The organism is Spiroplasma endosymbiont of Aspidapion aeneum (assembly GCF_964031045.1).
GTDB lineage: Bacteria > Bacillota_I > Bacilli_A > Mycoplasmatales > Mycoplasmataceae.
On record NZ_OZ034994.1, the window covers coordinates 1,004,477 to 1,020,458 of the forward strand.

Below are 15,982 nucleotides of genomic sequence, written 5' to 3' on the forward strand. Positions count from 1 at the left end.
TTTGTTATTTAATATAAATGGAGGTTATTTTTATGACTATATATATTGATGGTGGTGCAACAAGCACAAAAGTTTACTATAAAAAAGATGGCAAAATACAAATTCTTTTTCATACAAATAGAATGAATATAACAACAAATGAGTCACAAGCTCTTAAAAATATTATTGATTGCTTTGAACAAATTTCAAATGAAATTTCTACAAATAATAATATGTACTATCTTGGTATTTCGGGGTTTATTAATTATGATGTTAATAAGATAACAGGACCTTTATTTAAGCGTTTTGACTTTCTCAATAAAAATAATATAAAAATAATGATAGATGTTGAAATGCAACTATATTTAAATATAGGTGACGATTTTATTAATGAAAACTTTGTTTATATTGCTTGTGGAACAGGGTCAAACACGATAGAATGTTATAATAAAAAATGAAAAACAGTCGGAGGATGAGGTTATTTTTTTGGGGACGAAGGAAGTGCATATGATTTTTCAAAAGAGTGAATTATAATGGCATTGAAGGCCTTTGATAAAAATCGGGAAAACAAATTTACAAAATCAGTATGTGATTTTTTTAATATAAAAAACCCTAGCCAGATAACAGAGTTATACAAGACACCAAACATGGTTAAAAATTACTTAGCTGATTTTTGTGTTTATTTGGTAGAAGAAAATCACAAGAAATACAAAGAAGAAATTGAAATAGTTATGGCTAAGATAGCAACTAATATGTCAACATACTTAAATGGCATGATAGATTTTGAAAAGCACAAAACCGTTTATCTATATGGCGGTTTATTTAAAAATAAATTGTATTATGATACACTAACTAAAAGTCTTAATGCAGATGATAAAACAACAAAATTTATAAAAATAACATAAAAAAATAATTCAATTATAAATATAAAAAATAAAAATACATAATTATTTTAAAATTAAATAAATTTTTTATTTGTATTCTCAATATCATCAATGTTAACTAAATTTATAACCATTAATTTTAGGAGAAACATAATTATAATTTCGGATGAGAATTTAGCACCGACTATGTTATCTTTATTTTCAACAACAAAAATGTTATCATTGGGAATGCCAGCTAGTAATTCCGATTTTATATTTTTTGTAATGTAATAACATGGTGTTTTTTTAATTTTTAAATTTTTGCTTAATTCATAAAAAAAGGGGTCAGATAACGACATTGAAATAACTATTGCAAAATCATCTGATTTCATATTTTCTACATAAGATGATTGTTGTTCAATTATTGAAGAATAAATAACATTAAAATCGAGTCTTATTAGTGTGTGAACTACTGTTTTCATTAAAAAATTATTATTTCCTATTCCAAAAAAATAAATTCTTTTATCACTTGAGATTTTATCTTTTATAATTGCTAATTTATTAATATTATTATCAAAAGTTTTTTTAAGAGAACTAATAAGATTATCTTTAAAAAATAGTGATGATTCTATATCCATATTTGTTTTTGAAGAACAATCATCTTTTTGCACATATTCGCCACCTTTTATTTTTAAAAGAAAATGTAGTTCTTTAAAACCTTCATATTCTAATTCGTTACAAAATCTTGTTATTGTTGCTGGAGATGTAAATGTCTTCTTAGATAATTTCATAATTGAAAAATCATTAAATGAATCTTTAGAGTTATTAAGAAGGTATTTAGCTATTCCTCTAAATGTTTCGTTACCAGATGTATAATAAATGTTCTTTAATTTAGCAATGAGTTTAGCTTCCATCAATATTCCTTTCACTTGTTTCTTATTAGTAAATTTTATATATATTGTATTTATATATATAATACATATTTATATGTCATTTTGCGCCATTTTTAGTATTTATATATTAATTAATTACTATTCATTTATAATTTTCTAGAGAGAAAAAGAAATCTATTGTACTAAATTATATCTATTTTTTTCTTTTTACTAATTATAGTATAATTTATTTCATTTATTAAATTTTATTGTTATATGAACTTTTAAAGGGTATTTAATAAATACTTAAGACTTTTAATTTTTTCCCGAATAATTTTATGAAATTTATTTTATTCAACTATTTAAGTGTTTTAATAGATAATTATAGTTTAACTCTTTTTAAGACAATGGTTGTGTAATTTGTTTAATGGCTTTAAAAAGTTAAAAATATTTTTATTGGCAAAAACCCTATCACTACTATCTGACTGCGATATTAATTTTTTAATATCTTATTTACACATTTTATATATTTTCAAAAAAATTTAATTGCAATATAACTATTTTATTTATTATAATTATTTCTATTAAATCCCCTTAACAATTTATTGTTTTTTAGCAGTAGTTTTTTATTATTTAAAATACTTAATCCTATTACAATATGATTATAAAATATACTAAAACCTTATATTTTCTAATAAATTGTTAAAATAGCCCTTTGCTTGAAATATTTTCTATTAAAATATGATGATGATAATGTAACTAAAAATTATTCTTAAATATTTAGTAAAGAGAAAAAAATAAATTTTGCTTTGAATTATAACAGTTGTTCTACTAATGTTAAAATATTTAATTAAATAATTTGAATTTGAATTTAAATTTGCTACGAATAAAAATATTGGGGAGCTATCGTAATATTATAGATTTTCTATATTAATTTTGTCTTCTTACTCATCGCCATCAGATTGATCATCACATAACTGTGTGGTAAAAAGTGGCCTTTTTCCATACTTAATATTTCTCTTTAATTATAGGTTAGGCAAAGGTAACCCTAAGGGGAGGAAATAATATTTACTTCTCACTAGTAGAAAGGTTACTTTTTTTATGAAAAAATATAGTTACAAAACAAAATATCAAGCAATGTTGACTATTCAAATGGAATGAAAATTAGTGAAATAGTTAAAAAATACAAAATAACTTCTGGTGCACCGCTTATTTCATATTGGATTATTAGGTATAATAATATTGAAGAATTAAAATTATCTTCAATGAAAGAAGAAGAATATATGGCAAAAATTGAATCTGAAGAAATATTAAAAGATAAAAAAATGAAAAAATTGGAGCAAGAAAATAAAGAATTAAAATGGGAAAATGAGAAACTTAAGATGCAAAACAATGTGCTAAAAAAGTTCGATCCTTCATGACAGATGCGTGACATGAAGGAGAAGATGACGACTAAACCATATAAGCATCATTCATTTTGTGATATATATATAAAGGAATTTAAAAGGGTGGACTGTTAAAAAAATGTGTGATGCATTGGGAGTATCTGTAAGTAAATATTATGCATTCAAAAAACGTTTTAATTTGTTAAAAAAATCATAATTCAAATACTGAAATTATCCGCCTTTCATCCCTAAATATATATCAAAATCTAATCCTAATGCAGAAGATATGATTACTAAATTTTATACAACAATTAATACTCCTGGAAGCGCTTTTACAATAAATAAGTGAATAAACACTACATATAATGTTAATGTTAGTCGGAAAATCATTCGAGAATAGCAATTAAAGTATCCTCTAAAATTTCCTGTAGCTGTTCGCTGAACTAAGAGAAGTAAGGCAGCGCGAATTAAACAAAACATTAGAAATGACTTAATTGGAAATGATACATATACAACATGTCCAGGACAAAAAATTGGTATTGATGGAACTTGATTTAAGGATCTATTTATAAATGGAAAAGAACTAAGTTATTATGTGAAATTGCTTATGATTGATTTACTAGAAAGGTTGTGTCATATTCAATTGGTCAGGGTGAAAACAAACAAACTGTTGTTTCAACATTATATGGTATATCTAAATATCTCTCAAAAAATGACTTCACAAATTGTATAGTTCAAATGGATAGAGGTTCAGCCAATCTTTCCTATGAAGTTCTAAATTATAAAAATCATCAGCACAATTTTATAATATCAATGTCTAATTCTGGTTTTAAGCACAATTCATCAATAGAGGCATTAAATGGTTGAATTAAAGAACAATTCTATTTATCAGTTGGAAATCTCTTTAATTCACTTTCAGATTTTTACAAAGCATTCAAAACATTTATTAAAAACAAAAATTTATTACAAACTTATATTTACAAACAAAAAAGAGGTGAGATATTTATTTAACTTCTCTCCCCTTAGGGTTAACCATGCTTACAATATTAATAACTTATTCTTTATACCCCAATAGCATAATAAATACCTACTATTTATAAAAATTATAAACTATAAAATCAATTATATTAAAATTAATAAAATAATTTAATCTTTATTTGTAAGAAATAGTTGATTAACTAGGGTTTGAAACTCTTCTCCTCCACCATTTAGATTCACCCTATCTCTAAATAATTGAATTTCAATTTTAGAGTGTGGCTCGTTAAAGTATGAACTATTTGTATATTTAGCAGAAATATTAATTACTCTTTGATTTGTACTTCCTATTAATCTTCTTTTATGGTCAAGTTTACTTAAAATAAATGGCCCATCAATTAAAATATCTATATTATTTAAAATATTTTCATATTCATCCTTCAATTTTTCATAAATATAACCTGTAAAGCATATAACATCAAGATTTTCTTTACTACATAAATCTACCAATTCATAAAGGCCTTCAGGCTGAAGAAATGGTTCGCCGCCCAAAATTGTTACTCCGATTATTTTGTTTTTTTTCTTAGATTTTTTTATCTCATTAAAAAGTACCCTTACTTCTACAAAAAGTTTTTCGCTCAAATCTAACATACTTTTATTTTGACACCCTTTGCATCCTATTAAACATCCCTGCACTCAAATGACAAATCTTTTACCAGGACCCTCTATTTCAGAACAAGTCAAGAATTTTGCAATATTTATTTTCATTTTACACTATTTTGAAGATTATACTATTATCAACTATTGATGGATAGATTTCACAATTAGGTTTTATATCATTAAGATTTATAAAAATAAATTCAGATAACGGATCAATAAAATTAGTTTCAAGTGAATTAACTATATCTCTTCCCCCTCTTCTTTCATCAAAGCCTTTTAATAATGTGGCAATAAATATATTATCTATTTTAATTATTAGTTTTGCTTTATATTTATCATAAATAGCTAATTGAATTGGTCTTAATTTTTGTTCTAAAATTTCAGCCTTTAACTTTATATCTCTAATAAAATTAAATGGTACTATATTGTTACCAAATCGACCTAATAATTCAGGCCTATTTAATTGGTGAGTAAAATGGTTTTGTACTTTTTGAATAAACTCTTTTGCAACTGTTTCATTACTATTATTTGGACTTACTTCACTAGCACCGATATTTGAGGTAAATATAATAAATGTTTCTGAAAAATTTATAGTTTGACCAGTATTATCAGTTAATCTACCATCTTCTAAGATTTGCAAAAACTTATCAAAAATTGTTGGTGAAGCTTTTTCTATTTCATCAAACAGTATAACAGAAAAAGGTTTTTCTTTAACAGCATTTGTTAATTGTCCACCACCCTCAAATCCTACATATCCCGGTGGAGCACCAATCAGCTTCTGGTCGGAGTTATCTTGACCATATTCTGACATATCAAATCTAATTAGATTTGATTCATCATTGAATAAAAATGTAGTTATTGCCTTTGCTAATTCAGTCTTCCCAGTTCCGGTTGGCCCAACGAAAAATAATGTTCCTTTTGGTTTTGATCTTTTTGAGGAATATGCAATACCAGTTAAACCAGTAAACGCTTTGTACAAAACCTTCTCAACTTTGCTTATTGCTTCTTCTTGTCCAATAACACGTGATTTTAAATATTTTTTTGCACTAGATATTTTCTTATAATCTAGCTGTTCTCAAGGCGATGTTTTTTCTCCAAATATAAATGCGCTGTATTTTTTTTGAAAACTAAGTTCCTTATTATAATTTGATGTAAACTTTGAAAATTTAATTATATCCTTTAAAGTAGACCCTTCGAATGCGTCTATAATTAAATCAAAGTCATCGTTAATGTTTGTAACCTTTATCCTTGATTTAATTGTGTTCAGCAAATTTTTTCTCTCATCACGAGAAGGTTTTGTTAAAGATGATACAATAACATCTGGATTATCTAAATATATACTTGGAGGTAGTTGATTTATTTTTTGTGTAATAAAAACAACTGCACTTGTTAATGAGTCTACTTCTGAAAGTTCAAATTTAGATTCTTTTAATATCTTATAGAAATCTGTCATAGCTTTTCGTTCTTCAAATTCCAAATTCTGTTCTGAAAAAATAAAATTAGAGTAGTCAATGATAAATAATGATTTATATTTATTATTAAGCATAACCTTACTCAAAATAGAAAAAAATTGATAATTATTCTTAAATAATAATGATTGATTTCCATTATCTAATTGATTCAATTTAGCTTCAATTTTATTTTCATTACACAAATCATGTAAATCATTCAAGTTGTTTCCTTCAATTCCTCTTGCAAGATCAAATTTATATATGTGATTAAATTTGCTATGTTCAGCAATCATTTCTAAAATAGATGAGATATTACAAAAATTATTCTCATAATAAAATAAATCGTTTACATTTCCTTCAATAATCAAAACTCTGCTCACTCCTAAAAGTGAGCTTATTCTTGAAAGTTCTCTGTTTGTATCCATTTAATTGCCTCCCTATTGCTTGTAATTTTTTTTTGTTTTTAAATTATTTTTGTTTTTAATGTATTTTGGTTCACGATAAATGCGTGAGACAATTTCATTGCCAACAATTCCTTGCTTTCTAAGTTCTTCTTTAAATAAATTAAAATCTATATCATGTTCGTGGCCTTCAAAACCTTCAAAATTATAAATTAATGAACCATCCATTTTAATTGAAAAATCTACAGTTTTATCATAATTATTAACACAATGTATATATATTGTGTTTTCTTTTTCATTTAAAACAATTTCATCTTTATTAATATTATAACCTATTTTTTTAATAGCATTCATTACTTTCTTAGCATTTTCATGTTGCATCTGCATATTTTCTCTAAGAGCGATAGAATATTCAATTGCTTTAATAGTCGATAGATTTTGTGATACTGCAGTAGCCTTGATTCTTTTTGTTATTCAATAATCATTTTTTGTTCTTGGATCAAATATTTTTAGGTAATCATTAATTTCAAATTTAGATTTTAAGTTTTCAAACTTTATTTGTTTGCAAATATCTAAATAAACTTCTTCTTTACTCATATTAATATAAATGTGTTTTTTTTCATCAAATATTTTTTTTACCAAAACTTTATCATCAATATCTGCAAATTGCTTTTTTATCTCCTCTAAATAAAACTCAATAGTATTGTTATTATTATTTGATAGCGCTAGAAAGATATTCTCTTTTTCTTTATCAATTACAAAATCCTCAAATTCTAATAATTCCATTCTTATGTCATTTAATTTTTTATTAACTCTCTCAGTAATGTTATTTAAATTATTATATCTCTCAATTTCATTTTCCACTTCTTCACACTGTGGATTTGTTATTATAAAGTTATCTATTTTTTCTTGTTCAATATTTAGATTATTTTGTGCCTTAATTAATAAATCCATAATAACTGTATCAATTTTAAAACTACTAAATTGATTTATAAGGTCATTAATTCTATTTTTTAATATGTAAATTTCATTAGAGCATATCTGATATCTTTTTTTACAATCTCTTAACATTTCTGTTGCACTTAAACTCATATATACCCCTTTTTATACTTTTCCATATTTTACCTTTAATGCCTTCACTAGATTCGGAAAACTATAATTTATTTTTTCAATTTCCTCATTGTCAATATTTAATACGTTCACAATGTATTCATATTTTAACTCTGTTGGTAGTTTTTTTTCTTCATCAGTGGTTAAAAAATTATTAAGTATGAAATCTATTTGATTTAAATATTCATCAGCTTTTTTACTTCTTAAAATTCTAATTTCGAATTGCTCTTCACCAATTAAGTTGGCAATGTTATTAATGTTTTTTTCAGAATTATAATATTCATAAAAACTATTTAAATATTGCCCAACTATTGTAATATATCTTTTACGATCTTTTATATTTTCTATAGACTGATTTATAGTCGCCATTACCTGATCTACTAAATCGTTATAATTTTTTCAACAATCTATAAAATTATTTTGATAAATTGTTTTCATAACTAAACTATAGGTGTTTAACATTACAGCATGATTTTTTCAAATGTGTGATTTATGGTCGATTTCTGAAAACAAACCTATCTTTTGATTTTTTCAATAATGCTCTAACATTATTTCAACACAATTCAAGCAATCTATAGATCATGGGTCTATATCTGCTTTTTCCAAGTAACCGATTATACTCATCAAGCTTTTTCAGTTTCAATGATAGTTAAGGTCCTCTAACAATTTAATAAATTTATTAATGCTAGAAATTTTATATGATAGTAATAATTTAACTATATCTTCAGCTGTCTTAATCTCAGATAAATCGTAAATACATTTTATCAACATTTTTTCAAAAATCTTTTTACTTATTTGTGAACCCTTGTCAAATTTTTCAACTATCTCATTATATACATTTGGATTAAGAATATTATCATTTATAAAACTATATATTTTATCCTCAAATTTTTCTTTAACACCTATTCTAGTTAAAACCTCCAGAATATCATTTAATTCATTTATTCTATTTTCTTTTAATATGTTATCAAATTGATTTTCAAAATGTTCCTTTTCTTGATTATAAATTTCTTTTAAATTAATAATTACATTTTTTTTATTATACAAATAGGGTATTTTCACATTTTTAAAAATACTTTTATTTGCAAGATAATATGTAGTCGATTCTAATAAATCAATAAATGTAAATGAGCTATTTAACAAATCATTATTCGACAACTGGTTAGTATAAAAAATAATTATGTTATTAAAACGATCTATTTTCCTTGTATTTACTTTAGAATTATAAACTATTAAATATTTAATATTTGAAAATAACTTTTTGTCCTCAATTAATTTCTTAAAAACATTTATATATCTCCCGTTTAGTAGACATAAATCATATGTAGATTTTGTTTGAATTTCAGAAAATAACCCTACGGATGTTGCATTGGCAATTACCGTGTCTGAGTTATGTAAGTCAAGAGGAAGCAATTTTTCTCTAGTGTGAGTTGTATAATTACTTAAAATTTCAATAAACAGTTTCTTTTTTAAATCATTATTGCTATTTATTTTTTTTTCAATTTTTTCATTCTCACATATAATTTGTATTTTGTTTTCCTCTTCATTGAAAGAAATAAAAATTTCAAAGGCTATTTGTTCATTGTTAAAAACTGGTTCTATACTATTATTACCATCTCATTCTTTGCCATCAATAAAAAAACCAACAATATCAGATGGGCTGAAATTATCATTATCATTAGCAAGCAACCTTAAGCAGTTCTCTTTTATTTTTTCATAATCTAATTTATATTTATTGTTGTGTGTAGTTATTGAATAATTATATTTTGAGCCAGAAATTCTTTTAGGTCAATTATTTTCCTTATTAACTTCTCATGTGTCTTGAAAATTATCAAAATATAATTTAAATAATTCTGTTTTTTGAATTACAGATTTTCCAAATTCTCCATTCTCAATACTTTTTCTTATTTCTTCTGGCACTGAAAGATTTGAAATTTGAACGTTAAATAAATTTTGTGAGAAACTATAGTCACCTATTTCAGTTCTTACACACTTAATTAGTAATAGGTCATCTAATGCTTTTTCAAATAAGTCTTGTTTTACAATATTAAAGTCATCCTTTAAAATATCACTCAGAGATTTTTTTCTGTCCGGATAATTTAATAAAATTGAATACAATAAAAACTCAATATAAGTTGGAAATCTTTTTTCCAAAAACTGTACTTTTATTGGTGTATATTTTTTTGTGTAGGTAAACTCAATATTATATATATTCATTTTATTTCTCCATTATGTCTTCAATAGTCATTATTCTTGCTGACTGACTTATCTTTGCAATTATATCAGTATAAACTTCTTTTTTTCTAGTTTCATTAGGATTAGATATTAGCGGAAGATCGACATAAACATTGGCAACAGCTCTTATTGAGCCGATAATAACCAATAGTTCTTTGGCTCTTGAAAATGCAACATTAATCCTTTCATATCTTTTTAAAAATTCTCTGCCAGTTGTTGAAGATAATTTTTCAGGATTTCGTACAATATTAACTATTACATAATCAGCTTCCTTTCCTTGAAAATCATCAACTGTTGATATTATAAGATTTATATTACTCAATCGAATATTATTAAGTTCACTCTTTAGTTTTTGCATATGCAATCCATAAAAACTAATAATTGCCAATGATGGCTTATACTTTGTCTTTTTATCACCTAGATTGTCATTTATTTTTTTTACCATGTCAACTGTGATTGCTATTTCATTTTCATTAAATAAACTGGTTGAAAATATTTCACTTCTTTCATATGCAATTTCTTTTCCGAGATCATATGTGGAATCAATTCAATAAACAGAACTATTTCTCGATATAATTAAATCACCCTTATGGTTAAAAATTTCTAATCCATGTAATTTTTTATCACTTAATTTGGGATCTGTTATCAATTGATTATCATAAAATATATTAACGATATCCGCAATTTGTGAATGACATCTATATTGCTTGTTTAAAATTGTTGTTATTGAGCCGTTATTTGCAGATACCATTTCCTTAAATAAAGACTGATCTAAAGTATTATAGAATTCTTCAAAGTTATAATATTTACCAGTTTTTTTATTCACATATTCAATATCTTCTTTTTGTAATTTTAATATTGGCGGTAATTGTCTATAATCACCAACAAGTATTAAAACTTTACCATATACTAATGGCATTAAGATTTCAATAATAGTAGCCTTGGACGCCTCATCTATAATAACATATTCAATGTCATCGTTTCTCAAATCGATATTATTTATACAAAGATCTTTTTGGAAATTTATTTTATCAAAACGGTATAAATTTGTTGAAGTAAGTGTCATTGCAAATATGTTTATAAGTTTATCTAATATTAAATTTGAGTATTTTTTCGTTTCATTTATAAGTTTTTTTGAACAATCTTTAATTGAAATATTATCTTTGTCTAAATCGCTACCAAATATATTTTTAGTATAATTATTTACAAGGTTATATATAGGATTTAGAATATTTTTTCGTTTAGAAATTTGATCTAGCCTGCTATCAACTTCTTTTAACTTAATATCCAAAAATTGATTTACTTTTTCATTTGAAATATCAACATCAATATTAAATTTTTGTTTCATTTCCTTAGCCAAAGATGATAATTCTGATAATTGCATACTTGCGTTAGAGATTTTATTTGCTCTAATTATTGAAAGTTTGTTTTTTTCAATTTCTAAAGATTTGATATTTTCAAAAATATCCTCTTTTTCAATATTATTTTTTTGCTTATCAATGCTTTTTTTGTAAATATTCAGTTTATTAATTACCATTTTATACAAGTTAACAAATTCATTATATATATCAAATTTTTCTATAATAAAAAGCTTATTTTTTAATGATGACTTAAGATTTTCTAGATTTTTAAAATCAACATTATTCTGAGTATCTTTAATTTCCTCTTTTAACTTCTTAATTTCCTTAATCATTGGAATTCTTGTATTTATTAAATTAGAAATGGTTTTCATTTTTTTAAATATACTGTCAAAATCATAATCTGAGTATCCCAATTTTTTTACTAAAAAAGAATCAATGTATATGCCAATATCGTCTGCTATTTGCTTATCTATTCTTTTAGAACTGTCAAATGCAACATTATAATCATCCTCATCAATACATAAAGCTAATCTATCAATATAAAACAAATCCTTATTTAAATTAAATAAAACTTTTTCTGAGTTAGAATATTTAGTGTTTAAATTAGATATTTCATTACTTATTTTCTCTATATTAGAGTCAAGGCTTATAATTTCTTTATCTGAATCGTATACACTTTTATTCACATTTATTAATAAAGAAATTTTATTCTTTAAATCATTTATTTCATTAATTTTATCCGGGGAATAAAAATTATCATTCAATATTTGACTATTTATTGACTTGTAATAATTATAAACAACATTTTCAGGCGTATAATTATTATCTCAAGGATTAGCTTGTGAAGACAACCTAATTTTATTAATGTCTGGTGACCTTGGAAGACGTTCAATAACATTATTAATCGCTTCGTGATTCTGACTAGAAATCAAAATTTTACAGTTTCTTTTTGCCAATTGGTATGCTATCTCAGAAATAACTTGTGTTTTTCCAGTTCCAGGCGGACCTTGTATAACAAATATATCCTTAGTATTTAAAGCTTGTATAACAGCTTTTTTTTGATAATCATTTAATTTAAAATAAAATTTTATTTCTTCTTCGTTAACATCGATTTCAGATTGTGCTAACTCAATTAATTTAGTATTAAACAAATAATTTATAAGATAAGGATTCTTGGTTTTTCCTTCAGAAATTTGTCGAAGTACATTTCTGTATCTATTAATTAATACTTCTTCCCCAATGCTCATTTGAATAACATACCCTTGGTTCAGAATATTTTCCTTTGATGATTCATAATTATTATCTAAGTTTTCATAACATTCATAAACAAATCTCTTTATTCGCAATTCATTCATTGTTTCTTTATTTGTTTCAATATACTTATTTAATTTATTAATATCCCCTAAAAATATTTTATCCATTGATTTTCAATATTCAATAAATTTACCAGAACCTTGATATTCATGTATCAAATCGTCTAATTTTATTTTTTCAATATTCTCTGAAATTTTTTCAAATTCGAAATCATAATAATTTGATATATCTGTTTTAGCATAAAAATTATTATTATATTTCTTATTAATATTCAAAGGACAAAGATACAACTCAAGACCTTTTTTAATAAAATTAAGATCTTGATTTTCTTTAACAAGAGTGTCAATACTTAAAATATAAATATCTATGTATGGAATTTTAGTTTCTTGAACAATATTCAGGGCATTGTATTTTAGATAAATATATCTATCATTTGATATATCGGAGATAAAATACTCCTTAAAATCCAACTTGTTAAATTTGGTTTTTATTTTTAATACCTTAATTTTTTGCAAGTTTAAATATGGAACGGCATCTCTTCTGCGTATATCAATTTGATCCTGACAAAAATCTATATATTTTAATCATTTTTCCTTATTCTCATTAAAACTAGTATGAATCTTATTTATTTGCATAATGTTTGTAGAATTTATTATACCTCTTTTGATAATTTCGTTATCAGATATTTCTTTTCCAAACCTAATTGTAAAAATTTCACAATTGCCTATAGTAGTTTCAAAATCTTGTGGTTTTGGTTTCAATTTAGTTATAAAAATATTATTAATAATCAAGGATGGTCTATTAGGATTGATGTCTATAAAAAAACCTATATATGAATCTTTTTGAAATTTGTCTTGACTAGATTTGTTTAGTACAATTCTTATTATTCCGTCAAAAACTTCTTTGTCATTATTTTTTAATTTCCTTTTTGAGTCACTCAAAAGACAAATAAAACCTTTCTCTACTATACTATTCTTTAAAAAAATAATAAAGTCATTAAAATTATTTACATTTTTGATTTTTAATTTTTTTGTAAATAAATCTAAACCAGTGTTATTATTAGCAAATAGAACATTTTGAATGTATGAAAAATCTAATATTAGTTCTTTATCTTCTGAAATAATTGTTTTTGCCATACAACCTCTTTCTTTTATTATAACACAATAAATTCTGTAATTTAATTGAAAGTAATTGGGAGATAATCAGCCAAATAAATTCTAACATTTATTTAGGTTTATTAATATCTAAAATTTTTAAAATTTTCCCTTTATCAATAAGTATTAATTTATCAACAAATTTTTGCAACTTATTTGCATTTTCATTTCTAACAGTAAAAATAACAGAAATTTTTAGAGATTTTATTGTATCTAATATACTCGACACTATTTTAGTTTGCTTTTCATCAATGTTTTCATAAGGTTCCTCAATTATTAATAGCCTAACATTCAAACTTAATGACATAATTAATAAAATTATTTTTTGTTCTCCTATTGTTAAGTCACTAATTTTTTTATTAATAGTCTCTAATCTTACACGAAAAAAATTACAATAGTATTTAAAATTATCTAATACTATTTCTTTATCATCTTTTTTAACTGAGGCATAGTATAAAATGAAATCGTCGGGTTTTAACCTTATATTATATTCAAAAATACGAGGAATATAGAATGTTTTTCTTATATTTTCCAATTGATTATGCTGTTCTTTGAATAAAATATTTATAGAACCAGAATCTTGATTAATAATTTGTAGAATACATTTAACAAGCGTAGTTTTTCCAGCACCCTTTGCGCCAATAATTCCCAAAACTTGATTATCATCTAATTCAAAAGAAATACCATTCAATACATTTGTAGAACCATAAGTTTTTGTTAAATTATTAACTTTTAACATTAAAGATCTCCTTCCTTTTTTATCATAAAAGAAACATATACAACCGAACCGCTAAAAAAAATTAAAATAGATGAAATAAATATAAATAATAAGCCAACATAACTATTATTCGTACTTATTATTTTTCTATCTATGTTTGAATTATTTTTATTGTATTTGTATAATTTATAAATAATGTATTCAGTAGATTTTGAAATTTTTAATCCCACTATGTTATCATTAGGACTAGATATATAACCAGATAATAACCTATTCATAAGTTTCAATGGGTTATAAATAGAATTATTCTGTTTGTTATAAATTTCTTCAAAATTAGTGTTTATAATTTTTGGAGATTGTAAATAATGGTTCACAGTTTCCAAAAACCAGTATGCAACATAATTAGCTATGTCAAGAGTTAATAGTAATTTAGGGTTCTTTTTTATAATACCATCTGTATAGTCATCGGGGTTATATTTTAAATCAAAATCGGACCTTAATATTCATTTATTATAAGCATTTATATCATGAAAATTTGTTTTTGTATTTGAATTATTTTGAAGTTTCGGATTCGCAATATTATTATACTCAAAATTTATTGACATTAAAGATAATGTTTTTCAATATTTAATATTTTCTGGGTTAACTTTTTCTAATCTCTCAAATATGTCAAATAGTGAAATAGAATTTTTATTATAAATTATTTCGGCCCTATTGTATGTAACTTTTTTTTCAATTGCTAAGTATTTATCAGTATTATTTGTTAAATTCATATGAAAATTATTATTATTACATACTTTTTGTAATTCTTTTATTTCATATGATGATAACAATGAATTATTATACTTTAGAATGCTATAGTAGTTCTGATTTTCACATTGATTTGTCATAAAATTTCTATAATCATTTCAATTGTCATTTTTTGTGGCTTGTAATGAAAAAATTGATATAGATAAAGCTGATAGAATTACCGATATAGAAATTATTATTATATTTCTTAATAAATGCCATTTAATAAAAGATGTGAATGAAAGTATCGATAGGGTAACCAATGAAAAAAGGAAAAGAAAGGCAATATAGCCAACTGTTTTTTTGTAGTATAATTCTGTTAGATTTGAATTGTCCAATATAATACCTGAGGCTGCAAAATAATATACAAGTAATAATATAATGTAAAGATAAGTAAAGGAAAAAATTATTGAAAATCTTCATAGGAAAGTAATATAACTATTAACCTTATATTGCCTCTCAACTTCCAACATGTAGTCTATATCACTATCGACTAAAATTATCTTAATTATATACTGCATAATAAATATAGATATAAGATTGATAAAGAAAATAGCACCTCATCATAATTCTGAAATAGTCATAACACTATTTGAAGTTTTATATATAGTAATTAACATCAATACAAGATTCAAAATAACTATAGATATAAAGGATATCCAAATATTTATATTTTTAAATGTTCTTCGTAGCAAAAATTCATACATATTAATAT

11 protein-coding genes are annotated in these 15,982 nt (G+C 23.8%); 3 read left to right on the forward strand and 8 right to left on the reverse strand.

From position 1 onward, the window contains the following. Positions 1-32: 32 nt before the first annotated feature. Positions 33-884, forward strand: a complete 852-nt coding sequence (locus AAHM97_RS04365) for a BadF/BadG/BcrA/BcrD ATPase family protein (protein ID WP_342268724.1) — start codon at positions 33-35, stop codon at positions 882-884. 53 nt (positions 885-937) lie between these two features. Here AAHM97_RS04365 and AAHM97_RS04370 read toward each other — a convergent pair whose 3' ends face one another. Further along, the gene (locus AAHM97_RS04370; protein ID WP_342268725.1) at positions 938-1,756 is read right to left on the reverse strand and encodes a MurR/RpiR family transcriptional regulator; all 819 of its coding nucleotides are present in this window, start codon (positions 1,754-1,756) and stop codon (positions 938-940) included. A gap of 1,115 nt (positions 1,757-2,871) precedes the next feature. On the opposite strand from AAHM97_RS04370, the gene AAHM97_RS04375 reads away from it, so the two are divergent. Together AAHM97_RS04375 and AAHM97_RS04380 are read left to right on the forward strand one after the other, a co-directional pair. Beyond that, positions 2,872-3,234, forward strand: coding sequence for a hypothetical protein (locus AAHM97_RS04375; RefSeq protein ID WP_342268726.1), 363 nt, complete (start codon positions 2,872-2,874; stop codon positions 3,232-3,234). A gap of 495 nt (positions 3,235-3,729) precedes the next feature. Further along, entirely contained in the window at positions 3,730-4,110 is a 381-nt protein-coding gene (locus AAHM97_RS04380; RefSeq protein WP_342268727.1) for a hypothetical protein, read from the forward strand. Between the two features lie 135 nt (positions 4,111-4,245). Here the strand turns inward: AAHM97_RS04380 and AAHM97_RS04385 are convergent, their stop codons facing one another. From AAHM97_RS04385 to AAHM97_RS04415, 7 genes are all read right to left on the reverse strand, one after another. Then, positions 4,246-4,842 (reverse strand): 4Fe-4S single cluster domain-containing protein, encoded by a 597-nt coding sequence (locus AAHM97_RS04385; RefSeq protein WP_342268728.1) that lies wholly within the window; start codon positions 4,840-4,842, stop codon positions 4,246-4,248. Position 4,843: 1 nt separating this feature from the next. Then, positions 4,844-6,610, reverse strand: a complete 1,767-nt coding sequence (locus AAHM97_RS04390) for an AAA family ATPase (RefSeq protein WP_342268729.1) — start codon at positions 6,608-6,610, stop codon at positions 4,844-4,846. 12 nt (positions 6,611-6,622) lie between these two features. Continuing rightward, the gene (locus AAHM97_RS04395) at positions 6,623-7,678 is read right to left on the reverse strand and encodes a hypothetical protein (protein ID WP_342268730.1); all 1,056 of its coding nucleotides are present in this window, start codon (positions 7,676-7,678) and stop codon (positions 6,623-6,625) included. Positions 7,679-7,690: 12 nt separating this feature from the next. Next, a complete protein-coding gene (locus AAHM97_RS04400; RefSeq protein WP_342268731.1) occupies positions 7,691-9,913 on the reverse strand; it encodes a hypothetical protein in 2,223 nt (740 codons plus the stop codon). Between the two features lies 1 nt (position 9,914). Then, a complete protein-coding gene (locus AAHM97_RS04405) occupies positions 9,915-13,742 on the reverse strand; it encodes an AAA domain-containing protein (RefSeq protein ID WP_342268732.1) in 3,828 nt (1,275 codons plus the stop codon). A gap of 88 nt (positions 13,743-13,830) precedes the next feature. Continuing rightward, positions 13,831-14,499, reverse strand: coding sequence for an ATP-binding cassette domain-containing protein (locus AAHM97_RS04410; RefSeq protein WP_342268733.1), 669 nt, complete (start codon positions 14,497-14,499; stop codon positions 13,831-13,833). Continuing rightward, positions 14,499-15,974 (reverse strand): hypothetical protein, encoded by a 1,476-nt coding sequence (locus AAHM97_RS04415; RefSeq protein WP_342268734.1) that lies wholly within the window; start codon positions 15,972-15,974, stop codon positions 14,499-14,501. The genes AAHM97_RS04410 and AAHM97_RS04415 overlap by 1 nt, the downstream gene beginning before the upstream one ends. Positions 15,975-15,982: the final 8 nt, after the last annotated feature.